The following is a 26,046-nucleotide window of genomic DNA, read 5'->3' on the forward strand; positions in this document are numbered from 1 at the left end:
TTATAAAAATAGCCCGGTGTTATATTTTTATTGTCATTTTGTTATGATCAAACAAAATAGGAGAAGGAGGGAACTCCCTACGATGCAGGAATATGAATACGAGTATGCAGAATTCATCTACTATAAGCCAGGTTATTTGGATAAAGAGGAACACATCTGGCCAGTCCGGGCAGGGCGAAGTATAGCCAAATCCAATTACCGGGTTGGTCCCAAACGTATCGAGTGTTACAGTCTTCATTTTGTGCATGAAGGTATGGTCAGGTTTGAGTTTGATGGCAAGCGAGTGGACCTGCAGAAGAATGATCTGTTTTGTCTGTTTCCCGGCAGAACCTATTACTATCACATGCTTCCCTCGGAATCTCCGCTGCAAATGAACTGGCTGGCATTGGATGGGGTTAAAGTGAAGCCATTACTGGAGCTCGCTGGCTTGACTCCGGAAAGTCCGTTCGGCAAGCAGATGTTATCTCCACAGGTTCAGGAAACGTCGGAACGTCTGATTCATGCATTGGCATGTGTGGAACGGTGGAAGCCAGCAGTATCGCTGGAGTTGCACGGGTTGCTATATGGATTGTTGGCTAGTCTTGTTCCAGACACCAACTACGCACAGCCTACAGAACTGGCGGGCTGGATCCATGAATGCATGGATTACATGGAATTACATGCAACAGAGGGCATTTCCGTGCAGCAGGTCGCCGACTTCGCAGGGGTACATCGTTCGTACTTCTCCAACATGTTCACCACTCAGGTTGGTCTGCCCCCGTTAAAATTCATGCAGAGAATACGAATGGATAAGGCCAAACAACTTCTAAAGGATACGGATGCTACCGTTACGGAGATTGCTTTGTCGCTGGGTTATCCGAATCTATATTCATTTACCAGAGCATTCAAAATCTATTACAAAGTACCTCCAATCATGATGCGGAGAACCTCAAGCTGATCCTGAACAAACGGATGTCCGGTACGGAGAACGCGTACTTTTTTCGATTGGATCTTGAAAAAGGAGACTCCCACAATGAAGCTCTCTACATTGCAGAGATGGATTTCACCGAAACGCAGCATTCAAGGTAAAATTTTTATCGCTTTTATTGCCGTTACGCTAGTATCCATTATTTTGATTACGGTCATTGTTTATATGAGCATGCGTGAGACGATTACGCAAAATGCCATTACGTCGGTTTCGGACAGCATAAGGCAGGCAGATGAATCATTGAACATGATGCTGGAAGAGATCGACCGTCTGAATACTGTCGTGGTGACTAACAAAAACACGGTTATTGACACTTTGCTCAGTCCGAATGAGGAAATCAGTTATGAGTGGTTTCAGGAGCAGAAGCGGATGGATGAATTTCTATCGTCCCTGATCGATTATAAGGCTTACATTTCACGGATAGCTGTGGTGGGCCTGAACGGGAAGGTGTTTTTCTCAGGTGGACCTTGGCTGGACAGGACCATCTTGGGTACACCAATGATGAATTACATGCTGCAAAATGGATCAAGGCACGCGTATTTCAAGCAGACAGGAGTGTCAGATGCAATCACCATTGGTCGCGAGATTCGTTATAACCGTGCGTCCATTGGAGTTGTCATGGTGGACCTGAATTATGAGTTTATTCAGAAAACATACGACGTGAGGCCGACTACAGATAGCATGATCTATGTACTGGACAAGGGAAATCAATTCGTCTATGAAACCCGAGCTACCTCATCTCTTACTCCATCTTACCAGCAAATTAAGGAGATCAATCAGCAATTTAAAACGGATGGTGAAGCGGTCAGGCGGTACATTGATGGAAAAGAATATATCGTCGTTTGCCGTCAATCCGACTATACTGGGTGGAGTACTATTTCTTTGGTTCCGATGGATTCTCTTCTGACCGAATCGGTGAAGCTGCGCAAACTGCTGGCAGAGGTGTCCATTATCGTGTTTGTCGTTGTACTGATCGTTTCACTTCAAGTCTCTTCCCGAATTACCCTGAATATCCGAAAACTAAAATCACTGATGATGTTGGTGAAGGACGGAAATCTGACACTTCCCCAAAATGAGATTAAAAGTGAAGATGAGACAGGACAGCTGTACCATGTCTTTAACGGTATGGTGGAAGAATTGAAAGGTCTGCTCGAAGGAATCCGCGTCAGTGAGAAAGAAAAGCGGGAAGCTGAGCTAACTGCGCTCCAAGCACAAATCCATCCTCATTTTTTATATAATTCGCTCAATACGATCAAGTATCTGGCCAGGCTGAACGGAGTGCCGAACATTGAAGCGGTCTCGGGATCGTTGATTGAGCTCATGCGAAGTGTCCTCGGTAATTCAAGCGAATTTCTTACGGTGCGTGAAGAATTGGCATATGTTGAGCACTACATCTCCATCATGAAGTACAGATATATGAAGCCGATTCGTATGATTACCGAAATTGAGGATGACGTATTGCTGGATTGCCGGGTGTTGAAGCTAATGCTGCAGCCCCTGGTTGAAAACGCAATTATTCATGGAATCGGACCGCTCGAACAGGAAGGATTCGTGTTGATACGGGTGTATGAAGAAGGAAAAAATCTCAATATTGATGTGGTGGACAACGGAAAGGGGATCACGGAGGAGCAACGGGAGTATTTACTGAAAGGTACGGGTACAAACGGAAAAACATCACGTTTTAGTGGAATGGGTGTACGTAATGTACACGAACGAATCGTTCGAACGTACGGCGACTCGTATGGTGTCTATTTGTGCAGTGAACCGGGGTTGTACACTAAAGCTGAAATTCGGCTCCCCAAACTGGAGAAAAGTATGGACAATACCAAACAAGAGGTGATATAAGCCATGTTTCAGGTGTTACTCGTCGATGATGAACCGTTAGTACGCCATAATCTATGGACGTTATTGGACTGGGCTGACTATGGATTTGAATTATGCGGTCAGGCGCATAATGGGTTAATCGCTTTAACGATGATTGAGCAGTCGCCACCGCATATTGTCATTATTGATGTAGATATGCCTGAAATGAACGGTGTAGAGCTCAATCGGGCAATTAATGAACGTTTTCCATGCGTTAAGACGATTATGCTTAGCAGCTATGACGATTATGACTATGTGCGGGATTGCCTGAACAATGGCTCCATTGATTATTTGCTCAAGCATCGATTGGACGAGTCAACACTGCTCAACATCTTGAATAAAGCCGTATCGGAATTGCAGCAGGAAGATCGGTTGCGTGAGAAACAGGTCGCCGAGAGCGCCATAGCCGAGAAAGTGAGTCCCGAGGTTATGCGCGATTATTTGCTGTATTTGCTCAAAAGACAGACGAAAACAACGTACGGGTTTGAAGACTTTTCCCAGAAAGACAATCTGTATCCACATGCGTCCAGATATGCAACAGCAGCTTTACAGATTGTTCCATTCCTGCTGCTGACAGAGTCATACAGTGACGTGAGGACCAATGGTCTGGTTCAGCAGGTCGTCGATATGATGCAGCAGAGCCTGGGTGATATCCATGAGCGGACAGCGGTGTACGTTGAGGAAGGGCGATTTGTTATCGTGTTTTCTTTCAGGGAACGAAGCGAGCACATCATGCAGCGTGAGGTAGACGGCCAACTGCGGAAGATTCAGCATGCATTGGAACTGTTCCTGAATCTGCAAAGTGTAACCGCAGTAGGACCTATATGCACCAGTCTGTCACAGCTGGCATCCAGTTACTGCTCAGCGGAATACGAACTCGATGGATCTTCGTCTGTGAAAACGTTCAGAAGTCATACCCTCCAAATTGAAACTCCATGTTCCGACAAGCATTCACATGAAAACGATCAAAGTCAGCGAGTTTCACTGACCATTGAAGAGCACAAGCAGCTTCTGTTATCCATAGAAAGGTTTGACGAGCAAGGCGTGCATCAATTGATTTCCTCCATTATTGCTTCGATAGACCACTTGCCTATCCATTCACATACGGTTCAGATGATTGTCAGCGAGCTCATGCAAACGGGTGATAAAGCATGGAGGACCTGCTTGCCTTCCACAGATCCAGCGGTAGCTAATCTGCCATCAAGAAGCGAGCTTGGGCGGATGAAAAATGTAAGAGAATTGGAGCAAGGCTTGCAATCCTTCTTCTCCAGCCTGTTTCATTTGCTGAATCAACATCGTGTAATCGGGTCCTATTCTCGCCATGTCACGCAGACGATCCATTTCATTCTGGAGAGGTATCCGGGATATGTCACATTGGAGCTTGCGGCAAACGTAATCGGTCTGAATGCCTCCTACTTAAGCAGAATATTCAAGGAGGAGACGCAACGAACTTTTTCGGAATATCTGAATCAGATTCGGATTGATGCAGGCTGCAAGCTGCTGGACAGTGGCCGATATTCGATCAAAGAAATAAGCATGCAAGTGGGATTTACGACGCATAACTATTTTTTTAAAGTATTCAAAGAAATAACAGGTTTAACACCACAAGCGTATTTGAGCAATCCAGGAAAAAGGAAGAACGACACGAAACTCCCGTCTTTGCACTTGGGAAACTAGGCAGATAAGAGCAGAACTAAAAACTCGTAAAATATGTGGAGTAAAGGGTCATATTATTGTAATTACCTTCCATGCCCGGTGAATTATAATGAGCACACACCAACCGTGAACGCTTACAAATTACGTTGGTGATAAAGAATTGTGGGGGGCACAACTTTATGCGCAAACGCTGGGGAAGAAATATGATCATGATGATGATCGCTTCCAGTTTGATGCTGGCTGGATGCAATTCCGGTGGAAGCAATAACGAAGCTTCACCAGAGGTTTCGAAGAATGACGTTCATACGACCGGGTTTCCGATTGTGGACGAACCGGTGAATCTCAAGATGTTTACCCGAATTGCACCCGTAAATGGCCCTTTCAAGGAAATGCCGGTTTTCCAGGATTACGAGAAATTAAGCCATGTGAAGGTGGAATTCATTGAAGCGCAGACGGATGGTTTTCAGGAGAAAAAAAATCTGTTGTTTGCTTCGAATGAACTGCCGGATGCCCTGTTCCGTTCAGGTATTTCTCCGCTTGAAGCCATCCGCTATGGCTCTGCCGGCCAATTGATTCCACTGGAAGGCCTTATCGATGAATATGCTCCGAATTTGAAGAAATTAATGGAACAATATCCCGAAATTCGCTCAGGCATTACTACACCAGAGGGCCACATTTATACGATTCCGGGTATTGTTACGCTAAGTGCGGCGCGTACGGATAAGAAATGGATCAATCAGATGTGGCTGGACAAGCTGAATCTGAAAGTGCCGGAGACCACAGAAGAACTTTACAACGTGTTGCTTGCCTTCCGTGATGGTGATCCGAATGGAAACGGCAAACAGGATGAACTTCCGATGACAGCTCGTGTTGGATTGGCTGTGGTTAACGCGATGAGCGGATCATTCGGATTGGATTCACAGCTCGGCTATAACATTAATATTGAAAATAACAAAGTAAGTATCTGGATGGGCAGTGACCAGAATAAAGAAATGCTGATGTACTTAAACAAGCTGTATAAGGAAAAGCTTCTGGATCAGGAAATATTTTCACACACGGAAGCGCAATATCTTGCCAAGCAGGGATCGGGCAATACAGGCTTTTTCTTTGACCAGACGAACAATAACTTTTTGTCGATAAAAGATCAATATACCGGTATCGCCCCACTGGAAGGTCCGCAAGGTGACCGATTGCAGAGTCAGGCTCTGCCAATCGCCAGAGATTTTGGAGCCTTTGCAATTACATCTGTCAATAAATATCCGGAAGTCACGATGCGTTGGATTGATTATTTCTACGGTGACGAGGGTTCTACCCTGCTCCGATTCGGAAGAGAAGGCGAGCATTACGAGATGAAGGATGGTATTCCTTACTATAAAGAGGACTTCTTGAAGGAAATCAGTAACCAGGCCAAGATTACACCTTATGCCGGCGGAGGCGCGCCACATCTCATCAGTGAACAGGTTGCTTCTTTTATCAATCCACCTCAGGTGCAGGAGGCGCAGCAAAAGCTCGATCCGTTCATGCCAAAAGTCCGCTATGCGGCTCCGATGTTTGATGAGCAAACCGCCCAGGAAGTCAACATTCTGCGAAATGATATTGATAAATATTACGAAGAACAGAGTACAAAATTTATTGTGGGTGCAATCGGTTTTGACAAGTGGGAGCAATTCCAGACCACGCTCAAAAAGATGAGAGTTGAGGAACTGGAGAAGTTGTATCAGGATGCCTTTGACAAGATGCAGAAATAATGCTGAAACATCATGGATGAGGAGCAGTTGCCTATGAAAAGCGTCAAAACCGAAACAACGATTACGATGCCACGAAGCCATCCGAAAAAGAGTTCAGGACTGTTAAGGCAAATGGGCAAAAGATTAGACCTGTACCTTATGCTGCTTCTGCCAGTCACTTGGTATGTGGTATTCCACTATGCCCCGTTGTATGGACTGCAAATTGCGTTCAAGAATTTCAATCCGGCTAAAGGGATTCTGGGCAGCAACTGGGAAGGCTTTGGGCACTTCGAACGATTTTTTGATTCCTATTATTTCTGGAGACTTCTATGGAATACATTATCGATTAACTTGTTCTCTTTATTGATTGCCTTTCCGATTCCGATTCTACTGGCACTAATTATTAATGAAATTCGCAATAAAACCTTCAGCAAGTGGCTACAAAATATTACGTATATTCCCCACTTTATTTCAGTGGTCGTTATCGTTGGCATACTGAATGTGTTTCTCTCGCCCCATACGGGTCCTGTCAATCTGCTGATTGAGGCATTCGGAGGTACACCGATCCGTTTTCTTGAGGAAGCAGGTTGGTTCAAAACCATTTTTATCAGTTCGAATATATGGCAGAACATGGGCTGGCAATCCATCATCTATATTGCAGCCTTGAGCGGAGTGAACCCGCATCTGTATGAAGCTGCCAAGATGGATGGAGCATCAAGGCTGCGGCGCATTTGGCATATTTCGCTACCCGGCATCGCTCCTGTCGTAATCATTTTGCTCATTTTGGATATCGGTCATTTCATGAACGTAGGGTTTGAGAAAATTTTGCTGATGCAAAACAATCTCAATCTGGAATCGAGCGACGTCATTTCAACGTTTGTCTATACGACAGGTATTCTCAAGGGAGAATACAGCTATACAGCTGCTATCGGGCTTTTTAATTCAATCATTAATCTGTTGTTACTTTTACTGGTCAATCGGATTGCGCGCAAAACGTCTGAGACGAGCTTATGGTAAAGGAGGCAAGATCCTATGTCCAAGCAGGCGACATTACAAGCCAGTTCCAATGAACGGATTTTCGATGTAATCATATACATCATAGCCGCGATCATTATCATCGCTGTGCTGTACCCGCTGATTTTTATCGTGAGTGCTTCGTTCAGTGATCCCACGAAAGTATTGAACGGAGAAGTCTGGTTACTGCCCAAAGGACTGACGTTGGACGCCTACACGAATATTTTGCACAACGAGAAGATTTGGCTGGGGTACCGTAATACGATATTTTATACGGTCGTCGGCACTGTGATTAACATTATCATGACCGTGTTGGCTGCATACCCCCTTTCCAGACCTGACCTTCCTGGACGTAATGTAATCATGGTGTTTATCACGCTAACGATGTTTTTCAGTGGCGGATTAATTCCAACGTATCTATTGATCAAAAATTTGGGCATGGTGGATACGATGTGGGCTCTGATTATACCCGGCGCAATCGCCACGTACAATCTGATCGTGATGAGAACGTATTTCCAGTCGAGTATTCCATGGGAGCTGCAGGAAGCTGCCCATATGGATGGGTGCTCCAATTGGCGGCTGCTCTGGAGCATTATTTTGCCCCTGTCCAAGCCGATCCTAGCCGTGATGGTGCTGTTCTATGCCGTAGGCCACTGGAATTCATTTTTTAACGCGCTCATCTATATTCGTAACGAAAATCTGCATCCGCTTCAGTTGGTACTGCGCGAAATTCTGCTGATCAGCCAATCCGATGCCGTGGACGGCAGCCTTGGATTGGAAGACAAAATCCTGCTCGCGGAGAGCATCAAATATGCGGTGATTATCGTCTCTAGTTTGCCTGTACTGTTGATGTATCCTTTTGTGCAGCGCCATTTTGTTAAAGGGGTCATGATTGGATCAATTAAAGGTTAAATCCATGTCAACCTCAATAATGGAGGAGTTATGTTGAAATCAAACGCCAGAATTAGTATAGATTGTAGTCGTGCAAGTGAGCATACGGTCAACCCTTATTTGTTTGGGCATTTTGTGGAAGATATCCGGGACCATATGGAAGCGATGCTTGCATTTCCATTGAAGGATATGGATTTTGAAAGCGAGGCTGAATCAAGGACTTCCGTATCGGGGAACTGGCATGCCCACACCAACGGGAGAAATACTCAATATGCGATGGAAGCCCCGGCCCTCAGACATTCGGGTCGCGCTCAGCGTATTCGAATCTTAAGTGATGATGAAGCGTACGCCGGGATTGCGCAGAGGTCCGCACTGAAAGGGCCAATGGATTACACCGTCCGTATAGTTGCGCGAGCTTCCATCGAACTCCAGTATTTGATGGTGGAAGCAGTCGATAGACGTACGGAAGAAGTGCTCGGTCAGTTGAAAGTCGAATTGGACAGCCATAACTGGCGGGAGTATGAAGGACGGCTGACGATCTTACGTGCTTGTCCCGATGCAGAGGTTCGGGTGTATATTCCGGCGGAGCATCCAAGATGGATCGATCACGTCTCTACGGGAATGCTCTGGCTTGATCATGTGTCTTTATTGCCTATTGATCATATTGCCCTAGTAAAACATGAAGTGATAGAGATGACCAGAGCGCTAAACGCAGGCATGATGAGACTCGCAGGTAACTACATTAGCGCCTATCACTGGGAGCATGGCATCGGGCCGGTTCTGGAGAGACCAGTCATGTACAACGAGGCATGGGGAGGATGGACCAGCAAGTATTTCGGAACGGATGAATTTATCCGTTTTTGCCACGAACTGCAAGTGGAACCTCTGATTTGCGTGAACGATGGATCGGGTACACCTGAAGAGGCCGCCCAATGGATTGAATATTGTAATGGAAGTGTGGATACCCCAATGGGTGCTCTTCGGGCGAAGAATGGATCGCCGGAACCATATCATGTCAAGTATTGGGAGATCGGCAACGAGGTTTGGGGGCAATGGCAAGTTGGTGCTTGCTCTGCGGAACAATTTGCAGAGCGGACCGTACAGTTTGCAAAAACGATGAAGGAAGCAGATCCTTCCATTGTATTGCTTGCCTGTGGACATTACGAGCAGGATTGGAATAAAACCGTGCTTGCCCTGGCAGGGGAGCATATCGATTATCTAACGTTACATTTGTATCATGGCTACGGTCCCTTTGGCATGAATCCAGATACGCCGGCTGAGGATCGATATAAAGCAATGGCTAGTTATCCCGAGTGGACCCGGCATTATATACGCCAGACAATGGAGGTCATCCATTCCGACATCAAACATCAGCATGTAAAGCTGGCCATCACCGAATATAACACGATGTACTATCCAAACACTGTGCGAAAAGGACTGCCAGACGAACACACCCTTGGAGCCGCCGTGGCGAATGCAGCCAATCTGAATGAAATGATTCGTTGCAGCGATAGCGTGCACATCGGCAGTTTCTCCGATCTGGTCAATGGTTGGCTCGGGGGATGCATCCGTGTCGGGGATTTCTATGCCGATCAATATCGGGGCAAGCAGGCTGGATGGAGTGGACACCCGCTCACGATCTATGGAACTCCAACCTATGAAGTATTAAAGCTTTACGCGAATCGGGATATTCATCATATCCTACCTGTCGAAGCCGAATGTGGAACATTCTCTGTAGCTTCTAACAAAAGAACGCCTGTAGAGCTGGATGCACTCCCCGATCTGGATGTTGTGGCCGGAACGAATGCTGATGGCAGCAGGGTCACCTTGTTTGTTGTGAACCGAAGCTTGGAGGAAGTACCGATTGAGCTGGATTTACAAGCTTTCCATGCGAGCGAAGAGGGAACCTTATATGAGATTACCAGCGATTCGCACAATAACATCAACTCCGTGTTTCAACCCAATCATATCAAGTGCACAGAACGGAGTGTTTTGACCGAGCATTGGCAGCGTGGTTACGTATTACATCCTTCATCCATCTATGTACTGGAGTTTGGAAAGGCAGACCAATTGAAGCGACGTCCCGGAGTGTAGACAAATAGGGATTCAGAACTTGTACCTAAGTTCTGAATCCCTATTATCTGTTCTAGATGGTGTATCGACCACCATGAATCCGATACTTGCCTGATGAAAGCATGCAGTTTAAATAGTTACTTGCGTTCGCTTATACAAAACAGGTATTGCCGCTGCTATAAGGATCATGCCCATCACAGCGGGTGCGGCATGACCAAATGATACATAGATTTGACCTCCAATGATAGGACCAATCATTCTAGCTAACGCCTGAATAGATTGGCTACCCCCTTGAATCCTTCCTTGTTCACTAGAATCGACAGACTTGGAGAGCATGCCATTGAAGGAAGGCCCGAAGATCGAATCACCAAAACCAAATATGAACATGCCAGCAATAAATAAGGGATAGAATGAGAACAAAGTAGATAGCGCAATGAGACTGTAGCCTATAATCTCTGAAATCATTCCAAGAATGGCTATCTGTTTATCACTAAGTCTTTTCAAAAGCTTGGGCATGATGAAACTTTGTGAGATGATGTCTTGGACACCCATAATCGAGAACATAAGTCCAATTATTGCAGGCTTCCAATTGAAAGTATCCATTGAAAATTGTGAAAAGACGGCCTGTAAAGATCCGTTGGGTATCCAAAGTAAAAAGGCTGAGATAAGTAGTCTGTTTAAGTTTTTCATGGAAAGCAAGTTTGCAAGTTGTATGAATGGATTAAGTCTTACAAGTGTAATTTCTTTCAGTCTGTGTTTCTTGTCAAGACTCTCAGGCATAAAAAAGGATCCATATATAACATTCACTAAAGTTATGATTGCTCCAAAATACATGGGTGCAGAATAATCAATCTTGGCGAGTAATCCGCCTACAGTCGGTCCAATGACGGTGCCTACACCTACAACCGCACTTACCCATCCAAAGTATTTGGTTCTCTGTTCCGGTGGGATGATGTCCGCGAAATATGCGAAGATTGTGCCTATGCTTCCGCCTGTTATACCCTCAATTATACGCCCCGCAAAGAGTACCCATAGAGCTCCACCTATGCCGAAAACCAAATATCCGATTGCGGAACCCAAAAGGCATACCAGGAGCAATGGACGGCGGCCATATTTGTCGCTCAGAGCTCCAAGCACGGGGGCCGCAAAAAATACGCAGAAGGCATAAACAGAGGTCAGGAGCGTAACAACGATAGCTTGTTGTCCCGGATTGCTTATATAAGGCTGTACCAGGAATGGGACAACAGGTGCGATGATACTGAATCCTATTCCACAAAGAAACACAGAGATCAGACCGAATAGTAAAGCGTGTTTGTCTATGGTTTGTTCTGTGTTCTGTATATGATGTGATCGTGATCGAAATTTAAACATTCAATTCTCCCCTCAAATGTCGTGATTTTATTTCCTTGGAAACATTAATAGCGTACAACTGCTTTGTTTCCTTGTCAACAAAATAATAACAATAAAAATGCAGCTGTTCTCAAAAGAGCCCAGCTGCATTTAATTTAACTTTCATTATTCAAATTTATTCCGACTTCAGATTTACACCCAGTTTCTTTATTTCTGCATCCAAATGTCGATTATACTTGTCCACGAAGTTAAGCATACTTTCAAATTGCTCGTCGGTTACCTGCTCAAATACGGCTTTATCTCGCTCTTGAAACTCGTTGTGCAGGTCCTCATGGATTTGATAAATGACTTTCCCTTGTTCCGTAAGCCTAAAATAGATTTCTTTCTTGTTATCTGATTTCTGGTAGCTTTCAATAAGGCCTTTTTCTATGAGCTTCTTCGTTAATTTACTTATCGCACCGCGAGTCATATAAAAGGAATCCGCAAGTTTAGTCACATTGGAATCTACATTTTTTTCAATGTATTCGATGCAATGTACTTCAGAGGGCTTATAACCCTTAAGACTTTCTTCCATCTTATCTTTATTAAGCCAAACCAGCTTGTTATATAAGTCCCTGAAACCCAGTAAGACCTGTTCTTCTTTGTTCATGGCCTATCCTCCCACCCGTTGGTGCATTACAATATTATATTAAATTTTGGTTTCCAGTTCAAAAATATCAAAATAATTTATTTCAGGAATGAAACTATACGTGAAAAAGAGAGTCAAAAGCTTCTAAATTACAGTGTAAATCAAGGTTGATTTCTGAATAAACTTTTTTCATAACGACATACTACTTCAGAAGAGGTGGTAAAATTTGCAGCGAATCCATGAACAAGATCTTCACGATATAGAAAAGCAACTCTATGAGCATTTCAAAAAGAGCTCGGATTTCTTAAGCAAGAACGTGGTTATCGCCGATCAGGAATTCAGAGCGTATTACATGGAGACTCTTGTCGATCTTCCAACAACATTGTCTGCAGTTAACCAGGCGGCGAGTGGAAATAAGAACGGATCATTTCAAAATATGTTCAGGCCATTTGAAGAAGAGGCCGCCTTGTCAATGGACGAGATATGCGGCCATCTTTTGCATGGAAAGCTTGTTCTGTTCAGCACAGAAGGGACGGCAGCTGTCATGGAACCGGAGCATACTGACATTTCGCGTTCTGTCAGTGCACCGGAGAGTGAGAATCCCCTTCAATCTGCGTACGATGCTTTTACAGAAGATATTAATAAAAACATCGGTTTGCTACGGAAAAAGATGATTTCCGATGAGTTGGTTATTGAACGACGAGAGACAGGGACCCGGTCTACCAAGAAAATTGCCATGGTGTATTTGGAGGGAGTTGCCCAAGCTAAGGTCATCGCGTCTATTCGGGATAAGCTGGAACAAAATAAGGACAAGGAATTGACTACGGTAAGGGACCTGCTCAGTATACTGGGGCATTCGAAATTCTCAATAACACCAACGTATATCTCTTCGGAGCTACCTGGGGAAATGGTACAGAATCTGATGAACGGAAAAGTGGTTATTTTGATTGATCAATTTTCGTTTGCCTTTGCTTTTCCAGCCATCATAACGGATCTATGGTCAACAACGCTGGACGTTAACTACCCGTATTTGTTTCAAGTGTTTTTACGAACCGTACGGGCAATTGGCGCACTTTTGGCCGTTACGCTTCCAGGTATGTATATTGTGCTGAATTCGGTGAATCCGGAACTGTTGCGAATCCAGTTAGCCATCACGGTAGCCAAGAGCAGGGAAGGGGTTCCGTATCCTTCGTTGATCGAAATGCTGCTGGTTATGCTGCTTTTGGAGATGATTATCGAAGCCACCATTCGACTTCCCAAGAATATCGGACCCACCATAACCATGATTGGCGGTATTCTGTTGGGACAAGCCATTGTTCAGGCCAAACTCGTCAGCAATCTATTAATTATTATTCTGGTTGCCTCGGCAATTGCCAATTTTGTATTGGCAGGCTATATGAACACGACGGGCATACGAATGTACAAATATGTTGTCATGCTCATCAGTTCCTTTTTCGGAATATGGGGTCTTGAGGCTGCGATGATTTGGATTATACTGTATTTTGCCTCGTTGAATACTTTCTCCGTTCCCTACTTAAGTTTAAGTGTGAAAGGAAAGGCTCCGGATGAATAAAGCCCAGATTCTTACCATGTTTGTTCTGCTTCACCTCGCTTCGATCTTTGCCATCTTCCCTGAACGCATCATATCTGCGACTTCAAAAGGACACTGGGAACCCATAACGATCCTCTTTTTGGCAGAGTTACTGGTTCTATGGTTGTACTTAAAAGCGTTGTCGCAGTTTCCAGGGAAAACAGTGGTGGACATCTGTAATGATTCACTGGGCAAATGGGTAACGAGACTGATCGTTCTGCCGATGATGATTTTCCTATATATTGAGCTGCTATTGCTTATGTACTTTCAGTCAGTCGAAATTAAAGCCGTATTATTACAGAGAACACCGCCAGCAGCAACATCGGCTCTTTTTATCATTCTCTGCTTCTATGCTGTTTGGAAGGGACTGGGCGTAATGATCCGGGCTAGCATCGGATTGTGTATTCTCTTGATGCCATTCATTTTTTTCTCCATGATGATCAGCATCCAGAATTTCAGAATCAGCTACATTTTTCCGATTTGGGATAGTGGAATGTCATTTTTCTCCCATTCGGATTTCTATGTATGTACGGTAATTTCAGCCGGTTTTTTATTCCTTGGCATGATTCCCTCCAAGCAACGGCTTAGTTTTGGCAAAGCAGCAGCAGCGGTTGGTATCATATTTGTGTTTGCATTGGGATCTGTATACGTTCCGCTTCTTGTATTCGGACAGGAAACGGTAATCCATTTGCAATATCCCATGCTTATGGCATCAGACACCATTGATCTGGAGTGGGTTGTATTTGACTGGCTTCCAAGCTTTTACGTGGTGGCTTCCAGTGCGCTGGGTGTTTTGAAGGTTTCCGTTTTACTCTGGATTCTGGTATCCCTGCTGCATCAGCTATTTATGCCGAAAATCAATCGGTTATGGATTCTTTCCGTAGTGTGCTTCTCCTTGTACATGATTAGTCTCATGATACCGGATGTCAACGCTTTGAATTCATACCTGTACCTGAATTCTTTCTTTTGCGTTTATAGCGTTATCGGTTTTCCGATCATTGTATTCCTCGCGGCACAATGGCAGCGAAAGAAGGTGAGTACATGAACATGCGCACCATAAGGACTCTGATTGTAGCTCTTTCTATGATGATGTTACTTCCGGGATGTTGGGATACAAAGGATATTAACAAACAATATCTGCCTGTTGTCATGGGCGTGGGGAAAGGGAAGACGGAGAAATACAGGATCATTCTCCAAATACCCGATGCATCAGGCAAAACCCAAATTCTTGACAAAGAGGCGAAATCGATCAGTAAAGCCATTGATTTGATTCGTACAGATTCCGAAAAAAGCATCGAATTGGTACATCTGAGGTTGTTGTTAATCGACAGACAGGTCGCAGAGCAGGGGATAGATAACATCATCAATTTTGCTGTGAGAGCGAACGATATCTCCATCAAGGGCCTGGTAGGGGTTATTAACGGTGATTTTGAGAAGACGATGTATCATCAAATCTCGCCAACGCCTGAAATTTCTTCCTACGACTTTTTTAGCCAGGATGCCGGGTGGACGCCCAATCAATCCATCGTCCGAATATGGGAAGCCTATCAAAACCAAAATTCATATACGGAAGACATGGCCATCCCAATGCTCAAAAACGGCGATCGAACTTTGTTCACCTTTAAAGGCACGGCCGTCATGCGGGATGACCGCATGGTAGGAACGCTGAATAAGGAAGAAACGCTTTTGTTTAATTTATTTAAAGGGAAATATTCGGGAGGAACCATTGAAGTTGCACAGAACACAAGTGTTCTTATTCAAGATACCAAAATCAAACACAAGACCTCGTGGTCGGAGAACGGGCCATCCATCCTCACGGATATTCTTCTCAATGTGGTGATTACGGAAAGCCCTGAAGGAAAAGGCAACGTGGTGATTGAGAAAGAAATGAAGGAACAACTGAGCAGACAATTCAATGAAACCGTGAGAAAGATTCATTCCTTAAAATCGGATGTACTGGGGATAGGCATGATATTCCGTCCAAAGATGTCTGAGGAAAAAATAAAGGAATGGAAATCCAAATGGTTTCCGAAGTTGGAGCAAAAGATCAACGTTCGTGTCAACGTACTAAACGAAATTTATTTTAAAGAAAATGCCAACGATAATGATAGTCAGGGGCAAATGTTAAAAAAATAGCTTAGCATTGTTTACTCCGCTATAAGCGAGGAAAATGCTATACCGTTATGAAGTCGCCCTGGTGGCGACTTTTTTATAAAATTTTTTTGCATGTAATATTATTTCCATCATTGCACGTTCACTGTTGCCCTCGTGGCTCGCATTATTCCGGGTTTTTACATCCTTTTTATTGTTCATTGGCTTTGACCGTAGCTTCGACCCCCGTAAGCAGGGAAGAAGCTCCCCAAGCGGTATCTGAAATAATGCTTGGAGGTCACCACGGGAATGGTATTTGGCGTACCGTAAATAGAGGCAAGACCTGGCTAGCCATCGCTGCTGTTATCCTTATGGCTTCGTCAACGGAAAGTGTGAATAGTTACATCGCAGAGTATCTGGGCTCCATCACTCATATTTCGGGAAAAACATTGAGTATCGTGTTATTTATATATGGTTTAGCCAGTTTAGTGGGAAACGTGGTGGGAGCATGTAGGCTAAGTAACTTTAAGCAACCTTAAGTGACATACACAAAAGGGAAATGTTCATTATTCATCATCTTGCTTCCCGAATAATGAACATTTCCGATCTTGTTGTCAGCAGTTCCTGGAGGCCATCAATGGGTCATTAATGAAGAGAACAGTCGTCCCATTATTAAAAAGGCGCTGGATCTAGGGATCAATTTTTTTGATACAGCGAATGTATATTCAGCCGGAACCAGCGAGGAAGTGATTGGGCGCACCTTACGTGACTATGCTAATCGAGATGAAATTGTGCTCGCAACGAAGATCAATGGTCGTATGCACCAAGGCCCAAATGGTGCCGGACTTTCCCGTAAAGCCATCATGAGTGAGATAGATAAAAGCCTGAAGCGGCTGGAAACAGATTATGTGGATTTGTATCAGATTCATCGTTGGGATTACACTACACCCATTGAAGAGACAATGGAAGCCTTACATGATGTGGTCAAAGCAGGGAAGGTAAGATACATAGGCGCTTCTGCGATGTACGCATGGCAGTTTTTGAAAGCTTTACATGTAGCCGAGCAAAATGGGTGGACCCGCTTTGTATCCATGCAGGATCACTACAATCTTATCTACCGCGAAGAAGAGAGAGAGATGCTTCCCCTCTGCAAAGCTGAGAAAATCGGTGTGATTCCGTATAGTCCGCTTGCGGGAGGCCGATTGACAAGGGACCCTCAGGAAAAAACACATCGTTCCGAAACCGATCAGATTGCAAAGCAAAAATATGATGCGACTGCAGTTACCGACCGATTGATCATTGATCAGGTTGCCGCGATTGCGGAGAAGCATGGGGTTCCTCGTGTACAAATCGCCCTTGCCTGGTTACTGCAAAAGGAACCAGTCACAGCTCCCATTATTGGCGCTACCAAAATATCGCATCTTGAGGATGGTGTGGCCGCTCTTTCAATTAAGCTGACACCCGAAGAAACAGCATCATTGGAAGAACCCTATGTGCCTCATCGAATTGTTGGTCATCAATAATCAAAATGATTGGAAAAGGAAGATGGAACCAACGTAAAGTAACAGGTTCATCACATATACAAACAGAAGTCGCCTAATTGGCGGCTTCTTTATGTTTTTATCTGGCGATGCAGCATCGAATTTATTCGCTTTAGGGTGTAATGGAATTAAGCATTCTGAGATGGGGGAAGTCTTCGTAAAATAACATATCGCAGTGCTTACGATTATAAGGCTTGGTTAAGGGGATAATTGTTAATTGGAGAAAATCATTCACAATATATAGCTGTAAAGGAGCGGGATCATGTCCTTCTTTAGAACACTATCCGTACGGGCAAGGGAAGATGAGTTGATGGACGATTTCTCCATAGGGGGAGAAGAATTGAGCGAAGCGCTCAAACATTTGAGACGGCTGAACAAAATATTTGCGGCTCCCGCTCCAACCCGTGCAGGTGTGGAGAAGTTATGGAAAGCGATTGGCAGTCCAACTACGCTGACCCTTCTTGATGTAGGAGCAGGTTCAGGTGATGTAAACCAGAAGTTATTGCGCTGGGCGGACCAGAAGGGAGTTAAGCTTGAGATTACTCTGGTCGATCTGACAGAGGAGGCATGTGAGGAAGCGAGAAACCTTTTCCGGAATGAACCGAGAATCAAGGTTCGACGTGCCGATGTCAGGGAATTGCCGGATGCCTCAGCAGACATCGTGACCGGCTCGCAATTTGTCCATCATTTTGAAGGAAAGCAACTCGTGGAGATGGTCTCGCATATGCTGCGTGCCTCCAAATATGGTGTAGTCATTAACGATATCCATCGGCATCCCATATCCTATGCAGCCGTATGGATAACCACTCGAATGATCTCTCGCAATCGGTATATTCGTCATGATGGACCTCTGTCTGTTGCAAAAGGCTTCACGGGAAGGGATTGGCGGGAATTGAAGCAGCAGTTGAACCATGACACGCTGACCTATGAATGGAAGCCGTTGTTCCGCTATTCCGTCGTGATACCCCATCATGGGACGTTATCATAGCATCATTTCATCAATAGGCAGTTATCATAAAGGACAAAGAAAGGGGGTGTTCTTACGTGTCTAAACCAATGGATGTCATAGTCATCGGAGCGGGAATTGCGGGCAGTACCTGCGCGTTGCAGCTTGCGAGGCAAGGGCATCGGACACTGCTGCTGGATCGGCAGGAATTTCCACGTCACAAAACATGCGGTGAATTTATGTCGCCTGAGACAACGGAAATGCTCGATTACCTGGGTATCCAGCTTTGTGAACAAGAGATAAAGCCGAGCACCCTGGATCATGCCAAGATCATTATGCCTCAGGGCGGGGAGATCGAAGCTCCTTTGCCAGGATTGGCCTATGGCATTAGCCGATATGAACTGGATCGGATTTTACACGAGCAGGCTACAGCCGCAGGCGTTGAAATCGTTACGAGGGCAACGATAACTAACATTCAGCAGTTAGATGATTATAGCTATGAAGTCGAAGCCAAACAAGGAAATGAGCGGATTCAGTATAGAGCAAAAACCGTTATTGGAGCCTATGGCTCGAAGAAGCCGCGCGGGATGACCTCGCCAGCCAAGATGCGGGATAAAACAGCATATGTTGGTGTCAAATCGCATTATCGGGGAATCACCATCCCGCCACGGGTTGAGTTGTATTTTTGCAAGGGAGGGTATGTCGGTGTTTCGCCGATTGAGGATGGTATCGCAAATGTAGCTGCATTGCTGACCCTTGATACGGTGCGGGGAAGCGGCAAGTCTGTGAAGGATATTCTGCAGGCTGCATCCCTAACCAACGAAAGATTGGCAGCGAGGCTTGCCGAGGGAACCCCAGTCCCAGGAACACAGGTCTCAATTGCACCACTCCATCTATCCAATGTTCCTGAACCGTGGTCCCAATATCCTCATATTGGTGATGCGATGCTGATGATACCTCCCCTGTGTGGTGATGGAATGTCCATTGCACTTCGTTCCTCACTGCTGTGTGCTGAATGGACTGACAGGTATCTTCAAAGGAAGATCAGCTTTACGCAGTGGCAGCAAGAGTATTCGAGAGAAGCCAATCTTGAATTCTCCCGACTGCTCCGGCGTGCACGAAGAATTCAGAAGCTGGCTTTTGCCAAAACGAACAAATTCTATCCTGGTTTGGCCCGCATGGTCCCTGGTCTGGCGACTTATCTGGTGAAGGCAACACGGTTATCGGAAATCAATCTAGTCCATCGATCATAGATGGCAGCAAAGTGACATCCAAAAAATAAAATCCATAGGAACATGGGGCGGCTTATGTCAGCCTCTTTTTGTTTTTTCTCTGCCAATTTTGACGAGACCGTTTAGAAATCTGCCAAATACTCGTATAATAGAATCTAATTGTAGTTATAGAGACAAGAGTCAGACTTGAATTCGGGAGGCATTATTTTAAGATGAACTATTCATTTTCCAACCGGATTGCTGCATTGCAGCCATCCATCATTCGTGAGATCCTAAAGGCTTCTTCGGGTCAAAATGTAATTCCGTTCTCTGCGGGAAATCCCGCTCCGGAGACTTTCCCTATTGAGGCGATTCGCACTTTCACTCAATCGATTCTGGAACAAGACCCGGTAACAGCATTGCAATATGGAATTACCGAAGGCTATGCGCCGCTGCGTGATACATTGACTACACATCTGAAGACAGGCTTTGACACGGGTAAAGCATCGGATGAACTATTCATCGTATCTGGAGCACAGCAAGGAATTGAACTCGCTTGTAAAGTATTCTGTAATGAAGGGGATACGATTATCTGTGAGAGCCCGAGCTTTATCGGCTCACTGAACTCTTTCAGGGCTTCAGGTGCAAACCTGGTCGGCGTTCCGATGGAGACGGACGGTATGGATATCGGGAAGCTGGAGCATGCCCTGCAAACCGAGCAGAATGTAAAGCTGATTTATGTCATTCCGAGTTTCCAAAACCCTACAGGTTTTACCACCAGCCTGGAGAAACGCAAGGCAATCTATGATCTTGCCAAGAAGTATGGAGTCATGATCCTGGAAGATAACCCATACGGAGAACTTCGGTTTCGCGGAGAAGATGTAGCGACGATTAAGTCGATGGATGATGAAGGTCTGGTAATTTACGTAGGCTCCTTCTCCAAGATTCTGTCGGCTGGCCTGCGTGTTGGTTATGTTCTGGCTCCTTCCGAGGTTGTTCAGAAGATGGTTGTTGCCAAACAGGGAGAGGATGTACATACAGCCATGCTGCCGCAGATTCTGGCACATAAGTTCATGACTGAGTATAACTATGCAGAGCATATCAGCAGTATCCGTGCGATTTATCGCAGGAAGTCTGCCTTGATGATTGACAAGCTGCAGGAGCATATGGGTGAGTCCATTACCTTTACTCAACCGGATGGAGGGCTGTTCCTCTGGTGTGATCTGCCGGCTCATATCCCGATGCTGGATTATGCCAAAACAGCCGCTGCGGAAGGCGTAGCTGTTGTCCCGGGAACTGCTTTTCTCGTCGATGAGAACGAACCCTGCAATGCGATCAGACTTAATTTCTCAACACCTTCCGATGAGCAAATTGTGAAGGGCATCGAAATTTTGGGACAGGTTCTGCACAAATTCTAATTGGAGGCACATTTCATGAATCAACGTTTTCGGATCACTCGATCCATGCAAGAAAATAACGAGGAGCAATCCATCTCCTTGGAAGAATGCAAACAGTATTTTGCATCCAAACCGGGCTTTACGTACTCGCCTGTTCTTACCGTCCAGGGACCGGAGAGCGTCATGTCCATCGATGGGGATTTCTTCATGTGGACGTATGAGAACCTCCAGATTCCATTTCGTTTGTATATGGGAGATCTGTATGTTGCCATTGTCAATGAAGCTGTCGTTCCGCAAATGATTGAGGTTGCAACGGATTTGCGAGCCGATGTGGTTGAAGGGTAAGCAGAGACTTGGAATCAAATGCATCCGTCCAATTGTAACCATATAAGTGTCGGGAAAGTCGCCAATTTGGCGACTTTTTTGCTGTGAATCTGTTCGTCAGTTTGCTTATTGAAATATTCAATCGATGGGGAATTGACGCTAAGGACCTGTTCGTGATAATTTATATAAATCACAAAATCCAATAAATCCAATGAGGGAAAGGGGTTTTATGCAATGTCGTCGATCGTACTTGCTGCTGCCGAAGATATACGAAGCGAGGATTCGGAACTTTTAATCAAGGAGCTAAGTGAAGAACTGGGATTGTTATATGGCGGCGATGGGACGGCGGGATTTCAGCCATCCGACGTGGAGACACCGCGAGCAGCCTTTATTGTCGCGCGTTTGGATGGATATCCGGTAGGCTGCGGAGCCATCAGGCCCCTTGATGATACATCTGTGGAGGTCAAGCGTATGTACACACGTTCGGATTTCCGTCGTAAGGGTGTGGCCCAAGCCATTCTGGCCGAAGCAGAACGTCTTGCGCTCGAATTCGGCTACACCAATCTGAAGCTGCAGACTGGCCCCAAGCAGCCTGAGGCGGCGGCCCTTTATGAAAGAGTTGGGTACTATCGGATACCGATTTTTCACGGGGACTGGGATCGAGTACTTGCCTATCAAAAAGATCTGGTACTCAGTGCAACCCACAGAAACGAACACTCCTCATTGAACGCATAGATATCATCTATAACAAACGAACCGAAATCTCTTGTTAGCATCCAGAGATTTCGGTTCGTTTTTTTGTGTGTGAAAAGCCAATGGGGTCAAGAATATCGAAATTTCTTTACTCTTTTATAACAGAGGCATGTACAGCGTCTTCCATCTGATTATTGTAGGTACGGAATAATCCAAGGCGCCAGAAGGCAGCTCCTTTGAGATCATATCGCTTGGCAAGACCCAGTTTATCATCTATGGAGGATGAGGTTTCACTATTTAAGCTGATACCGAGCAGAAGCTTTTGCTTGGATACGCCAGCATCTAGCGCAAGTTGGATGGCCTGATCCACAAGACTGTTCGGCTCAGGGACCTGCGATTTGGTTCCAACAGGATTATATTGATAAGCCATAATGATGATGTCATCTGCCAGCGAAGCGAGTGTTTTGTAATCATAACCTTTATATGCACTATTTAATGGGGGGACGGCCAAAGATAGAGCGATGTCTTTAGGCAAGGAATCCTTCAATTGCTTGACGTAATTGTTCAGCAGCTTCTGTTGCTCTACAGCGTCCAGCTTAAAACCCAGTCCTTCAAAATCAAGAACAACGCCTCCAAAACCATTCTCAGCTATGGCAGCAGTTATGCCCTCAATGGACTTCTGGCGCATGCTGCTGTCACTCAGCACCTTGGTCAGTTCTCCGTTTCCATCCAAAGAATAAACCATAAGATACGGTTTAATACTCTGATTTGCTGCATCAGCAACGATGGATTGAGGTGTAACGTCACCGGCAGCAGCAGGAATTTGATACTCATTACCTTGAAGCGTAAATTGACCTTCGCGATCGATGCGACTCCAGCCAAAAGCGACGGAGTTCATGGATGGTACCAAATCGATTTCCTTATAGGATTGCAGCGCATAGAAGGCTCTCAAATGCATTTCACGTTGAGGTGAAACAAGAGAGACGGTACGAGTTGACTGGTTCCAGCCTACATTAACACCGAACTGACTACTGAACGAACTGAGTGGAATAAGCACACGACCTTCCCGCTGAACGGGTGGCGCTGCGAGCTTAACCTTTTCTCCATTGACGGTTGCTGTGGTGCTTCCCACTTGAAGCAGGACTTCCGTCGCCTGACCTTTCACATTTCCAATGGCTTTCACGGTTTGCGCCTTGCTATTCCAAGTAATGCTAATTCCCAGAGCTTCGCCAACAGTTCGGAAAGGGACATAGGTAACACCTTTATCAATCAGTGGGGCTGCATCGAATTTCAGAGGAACATCATCCAGCAAGACCGAAATGGCGGGTGCGGCATAGGCATCATTAAGGTTTGCAGTGGTTCCGAGTAAAGATATAGCAAGAATAGTGGCAGCAGCAGTCTTTCCTATTCGTGTATGTAACATATTTTGAATTCCTCCAACTCATCAAATATAGTAGAATGGCATCTCATCTTGACGGTGATCTAGCATAAAATAGTATAGCAAAATTTTCATAGAGTTCCAATTACAAGATATGATGGGTTAAAGTAAATACGCAAAGAAACGGAAATTCGTACAATTTCGGTTTCTTTGCGCATAATCGCATTTCCATTTTTTTATTTTTAAAGGGAATGAAATCAGAGGAAGTTGAATGCTCATTTTACAGCTGTGGTATTACCCATTTTATTCGTATCGGCAGCCAGATTCGCTGCTTCTTCCTCCGCTTTGAGGATCGAGAAATAACCAAGTATATCCCCGATCACGTTTAACGTTAGTCCGATTTTAGCTAATTCCAAGGAAGTTAGCTCCTCGTTCATCAGGTTATTTCTTTTGCCTTTAGCCACGACGTCACCCCGAAAATCAATTTTATTTCAACATATGTTAATCATGCTCTGTATACTTATGTATACGCCTAATTGTTGGATTAAATGGGCGGAGCAACAGTTGTCCCTTCGGACAGAAACTTCTGATTTTCTATTTGGTGCGAAGGATTTATATTGGCAGGGTAGTAAATCATAGGCTGGAATATTAACGAATGATATTATGAAGAGTAATAAATAAACCAGCGATATTAATTTTAGTCAGGAGGAGGAGATGCTAGTGGACTTTCATGAAAAATTACAGCGTTACGCAGCACTTGTGGTCAACGTTGGTGTTCATGTTCAGAGGGGTCAAACGCTTGTCATAACCGCGCCAATATCGGCTGCTCCGTTTGTTCGATTAGTTGTAAAAAATGCTTATGAGGCCGGCGCTCATGATGTTTATATCGAGTGGAGCGACGATGAGATTACGCGTTTAAAGTATGAACTTGCGCCGGACTCAGTGTTCCACGAATATCCGGCGTTCCGGGCAGCAGGTTGGGAGACTTTTGCCGAAAATAATGCAGCTTTCCTGACGATCACTGCGCCCAATCCCGATCTTCTGCAGGGAATAGATCCACAGCGGATATTGAATTTGAATGCATCCAAAGGTAAGGCATTAGCCAAATTTCGCAGCTACGGGATGTCCAACAAGATCAGTTGGTCTATAGTTACGGTTCCATCAACGGATTGGGCTGCCAAGGTGTTTCCTGATGTTGCCGAAGAGCATTTGATCGATACGATGTGGGAAGCTATCTTTAACGTTACGAGGATTAATTCGGCTGATCCCGTTGAGTCATGGAAGACACATCTTCAACTGCTTAGAAACAAGACAGAGCAGCTTAATCGTAAAAAGTATCGAGCACTTCGATACCGTGGACCCGGTACGGATCTGCGGATAGAACTGTCGCCTAAACATATCTGGGTAAGTGATGCGGATAACATCAACGAAAAGGGTGTTTCATTTTTGGCAAACATTCCGTCAGAAGAAGTATGGACTGTCCCGTTAAAGCAGGGGGTGAACGGCACGGTTCGCAGTACTAAGCCGCTAAGTTATGAAGGATATCTAATCGATGATTTCTCCTTGACGTTTGAAAACGGGAAAATTATTAATGTTCAAGCAGCGCAAGGGCTTGAGGTGCTAAAAAGATTAATTAGCATTGACGAAGGCGCGGCCTATCTGGGCGAGATTGCGTTGGTGCCCCATCATTCTCCGATTTCGGAATCAGGGCTTGTTTTTTACAACTCTCTCTTTGACGAAAATGCATCCAACCATCTCGCGATCGGTAATGCTTATCCGTTCTGTCTTGAGGGAGGGAACGAGATGACTGAATCGGAAAAGGCGGCAAACGGTGTGAACTCAAGCCTCATTCATGTCGATTTTATGATTGGATCGGCTAATATGGACATTGACGGAGAACTTTCAAATGGAGGCTTGGAACCTGTGTTTCGTAACGGTAACTGGGTGTAGAATTAATAATCATAGATCAATAATTGGTAATAAAACGGAGGAGGATTCAAATGTCACCCAGAAACATTCTGAAGGACCAACAAATGAGAAAGGAACGCATTGAGCATATCTTAAATTCAGCATTACAAACCATGGCGAAACGTGGAATTGATTCAACCAATATTAAAGATATCGCCAAGGAAGCAAAACTTAGCGTAGGCAATATCTATACCTACTTTACATCGAAGGACGAAATTTTCAGTGAGGTTCTGCGTCGAGGACAAACGATGTATGGGAGGACTATTGCACAAATAGCAGACATGGATATAGATCCTCGTGAAAAACTATTCGAGATTAGCAAAGGGTGGTTATCAAACGAGAGTAACTGGGCCTTCACCATCATGCTCCAAAGTATACGAACAAATCATGCCGTCAGCACTGAAATAAAACAAGCTGCAACCCAGAGATTTACTGACAATTTGGAACCTTTGGCAGAGATTTTTCGCCAAGGACAGGAGTCGGGCGGCATCATACAAGGAGATACTCGACAACTTGCGTTTTATTTTGTAAGTCTGATTCAAGGTCTGACCTTGCAGCTCGCTCCCGGTTATGAAATACAAGTAGATATTGATCCCCAAAAAATTGTTCGACTTTTTATGGAACCAGAAACAGTGGTATCAACCGCTGGTCTATTTGAGGGGAATAACGATTTAAGTTACATAAATAAAAAAATGTTTGACAGGTAAGAAATGGTATTGATAATATATCGTATAACA

The 26,046-nt window shown here is 44.9% G+C and carries 22 protein-coding genes; 18 read left to right on the forward strand and 4 right to left on the reverse strand.

Annotated elements, in window-relative coordinates:
* The first annotated feature begins 82 nt into the window (after window positions 1-82).
* The 7 genes from ACDJ58_RS13180 to ACDJ58_RS13210 all read left to right on the forward strand — a co-directional run bounded on the left by ACDJ58_RS13180 (window position 83) and on the right by ACDJ58_RS13210 (window position 10,212).
* Window positions 83-937 carry an AraC family transcriptional regulator gene (locus ACDJ58_RS13180; protein WP_413378564.1) on the forward strand — a complete coding sequence of 285 codons (855 nt, stop codon included), beginning with the start codon at window positions 83-85 and terminating at the stop codon, window positions 935-937.
* A 75-nt stretch (window positions 938-1,012) separates the two neighbouring features.
* A complete protein-coding gene (locus ACDJ58_RS13185) occupies window positions 1,013-2,812 on the forward strand; it encodes a sensor histidine kinase (protein WP_413378566.1) in 1,800 nt (599 codons plus the stop codon).
* Window positions 2,813-2,815: 3 nt separating this feature from the next.
* Entirely contained in the window at window positions 2,816-4,507 is a 1,692-nt protein-coding gene (locus tag ACDJ58_RS13190; protein WP_413378568.1) for a response regulator, read from the forward strand.
* Between the two features lie 158 nt (window positions 4,508-4,665).
* A complete protein-coding gene (locus tag ACDJ58_RS13195; RefSeq protein WP_413378570.1) occupies window positions 4,666-6,234 on the forward strand; it encodes an ABC transporter substrate-binding protein in 1,569 nt (522 codons plus the stop codon).
* 33 nt (window positions 6,235-6,267) lie between these two features.
* Entirely contained in the window at window positions 6,268-7,230 is a 963-nt protein-coding gene (locus tag ACDJ58_RS13200) for an ABC transporter permease (protein WP_413378572.1), read from the forward strand.
* Window positions 7,231-7,245: 15 nt separating this feature from the next.
* Entirely contained in the window at window positions 7,246-8,139 is an 894-nt protein-coding gene (locus ACDJ58_RS13205) for a carbohydrate ABC transporter permease (RefSeq protein ID WP_413378574.1), read from the forward strand.
* Window positions 8,140-8,172: 33 nt separating this feature from the next.
* Window positions 8,173-10,212 carry an alpha-L-arabinofuranosidase C-terminal domain-containing protein gene (locus tag ACDJ58_RS13210; RefSeq protein ID WP_413379655.1) on the forward strand — a complete coding sequence of 680 codons (2,040 nt, stop codon included), beginning with the start codon at window positions 8,173-8,175 and terminating at the stop codon, window positions 10,210-10,212.
* A gap of 108 nt (window positions 10,213-10,320) precedes the next feature.
* Here ACDJ58_RS13210 and ACDJ58_RS13215 read toward each other — a convergent pair whose 3' ends face one another.
* Window positions 10,321-11,562, reverse strand: a complete 1,242-nt coding sequence (locus ACDJ58_RS13215; RefSeq protein ID WP_413378576.1) for an MFS transporter — start codon at window positions 11,560-11,562, stop codon at window positions 10,321-10,323.
* A gap of 154 nt (window positions 11,563-11,716) precedes the next feature.
* Window positions 11,717-12,190: a MarR family transcriptional regulator gene (locus tag ACDJ58_RS13220; protein ID WP_413378578.1), complete on the reverse strand. Its 474-nt coding sequence runs from the start codon at window positions 12,188-12,190 to the stop codon at window positions 11,717-11,719.
* A gap of 205 nt (window positions 12,191-12,395) precedes the next feature.
* On the opposite strand from ACDJ58_RS13220, the gene ACDJ58_RS13225 reads away from it, so the two are divergent.
* The 9 genes from ACDJ58_RS13225 (at window position 12,396) to ACDJ58_RS13265 (ending at window position 22,005) form a co-directional block, all read left to right on the forward strand.
* Complete coding sequence (locus ACDJ58_RS13225; RefSeq protein WP_413378581.1) at window positions 12,396-13,742, forward strand: spore germination protein; 1,347 nt, start codon at window positions 12,396-12,398, stop codon at window positions 13,740-13,742.
* On the forward strand, window positions 13,735-14,805 hold the full coding sequence (locus ACDJ58_RS13230) for a GerAB/ArcD/ProY family transporter (RefSeq protein WP_413378583.1): 1,071 nt from the start codon (window positions 13,735-13,737) through the stop codon (window positions 14,803-14,805). The genes ACDJ58_RS13225 and ACDJ58_RS13230 overlap by 8 nt, the downstream gene beginning before the upstream one ends.
* On the forward strand, window positions 14,802-15,896 hold the full coding sequence (locus tag ACDJ58_RS13235; RefSeq protein ID WP_413378585.1) for a Ger(x)C family spore germination protein: 1,095 nt from the start codon (window positions 14,802-14,804) through the stop codon (window positions 15,894-15,896). The genes ACDJ58_RS13230 and ACDJ58_RS13235 overlap by 4 nt, the downstream gene beginning before the upstream one ends.
* A 563-nt stretch (window positions 15,897-16,459) precedes the next feature.
* Entirely contained in the window at window positions 16,460-17,374 is a 915-nt protein-coding gene (locus ACDJ58_RS13240; RefSeq protein WP_413378587.1) for an aldo/keto reductase, read from the forward strand.
* Between the two features lie 280 nt (window positions 17,375-17,654).
* The gene (locus ACDJ58_RS13245) at window positions 17,655-18,380 is read left to right on the forward strand and encodes an SAM-dependent methyltransferase (protein WP_413378589.1); all 726 of its coding nucleotides are present in this window, start codon (window positions 17,655-17,657) and stop codon (window positions 18,378-18,380) included.
* 56 nt (window positions 18,381-18,436) lie between these two features.
* A complete protein-coding gene (locus tag ACDJ58_RS13250; RefSeq protein ID WP_413378591.1) occupies window positions 18,437-19,591 on the forward strand; it encodes an NAD(P)/FAD-dependent oxidoreductase in 1,155 nt (384 codons plus the stop codon).
* 191 nt (window positions 19,592-19,782) lie between these two features.
* Window positions 19,783-20,967 (forward strand): PLP-dependent aminotransferase family protein, encoded by a 1,185-nt coding sequence (locus ACDJ58_RS13255; RefSeq protein ID WP_413378593.1) that lies wholly within the window; start codon window positions 19,783-19,785, stop codon window positions 20,965-20,967.
* 15 nt (window positions 20,968-20,982) lie between these two features.
* Window positions 20,983-21,291 (forward strand): hypothetical protein, encoded by a 309-nt coding sequence (locus tag ACDJ58_RS13260; RefSeq protein ID WP_413378595.1) that lies wholly within the window; start codon window positions 20,983-20,985, stop codon window positions 21,289-21,291.
* Between the two features lie 213 nt (window positions 21,292-21,504).
* On the forward strand, window positions 21,505-22,005 hold the full coding sequence (locus ACDJ58_RS13265; protein WP_413378597.1) for a GNAT family N-acetyltransferase: 501 nt from the start codon (window positions 21,505-21,507) through the stop codon (window positions 22,003-22,005).
* Between the two features lie 106 nt (window positions 22,006-22,111).
* On the opposite strand, the gene ACDJ58_RS13270 is transcribed toward ACDJ58_RS13265, so the two are convergent.
* Window positions 22,112-23,386, reverse strand: coding sequence for a stalk domain-containing protein (locus ACDJ58_RS13270; RefSeq protein WP_413378599.1), 1,275 nt, complete (start codon window positions 23,384-23,386; stop codon window positions 22,112-22,114).
* A 230-nt stretch (window positions 23,387-23,616) separates the two neighbouring features.
* The gene (locus ACDJ58_RS13275) at window positions 23,617-23,757 is read right to left on the reverse strand and encodes a hypothetical protein (protein WP_157258453.1); all 141 of its coding nucleotides are present in this window, start codon (window positions 23,755-23,757) and stop codon (window positions 23,617-23,619) included.
* Window positions 23,758-24,061: 304 nt separating this feature from the next.
* On the opposite strand from ACDJ58_RS13275, the gene ACDJ58_RS13280 reads away from it, so the two are divergent.
* Window positions 24,062-25,291: an aminopeptidase gene (locus tag ACDJ58_RS13280; RefSeq protein WP_413378601.1), complete on the forward strand. Its 1,230-nt coding sequence runs from the start codon at window positions 24,062-24,064 to the stop codon at window positions 25,289-25,291.
* Between the two features lie 50 nt (window positions 25,292-25,341).
* Window positions 25,342-26,016: a TetR/AcrR family transcriptional regulator gene (locus ACDJ58_RS13285; RefSeq protein ID WP_413378603.1), complete on the forward strand. Its 675-nt coding sequence runs from the start codon at window positions 25,342-25,344 to the stop codon at window positions 26,014-26,016.
* The last annotated feature ends 30 nt before the right edge of the window (window positions 26,017-26,046 follow it).

Origin of the sequence: Paenibacillus taichungensis (assembly GCF_047302525.1) — a bacterium.
GTDB lineage: Bacteria > Bacillota > Bacilli > Paenibacillales > Paenibacillaceae > Paenibacillus > Paenibacillus taichungensis_B.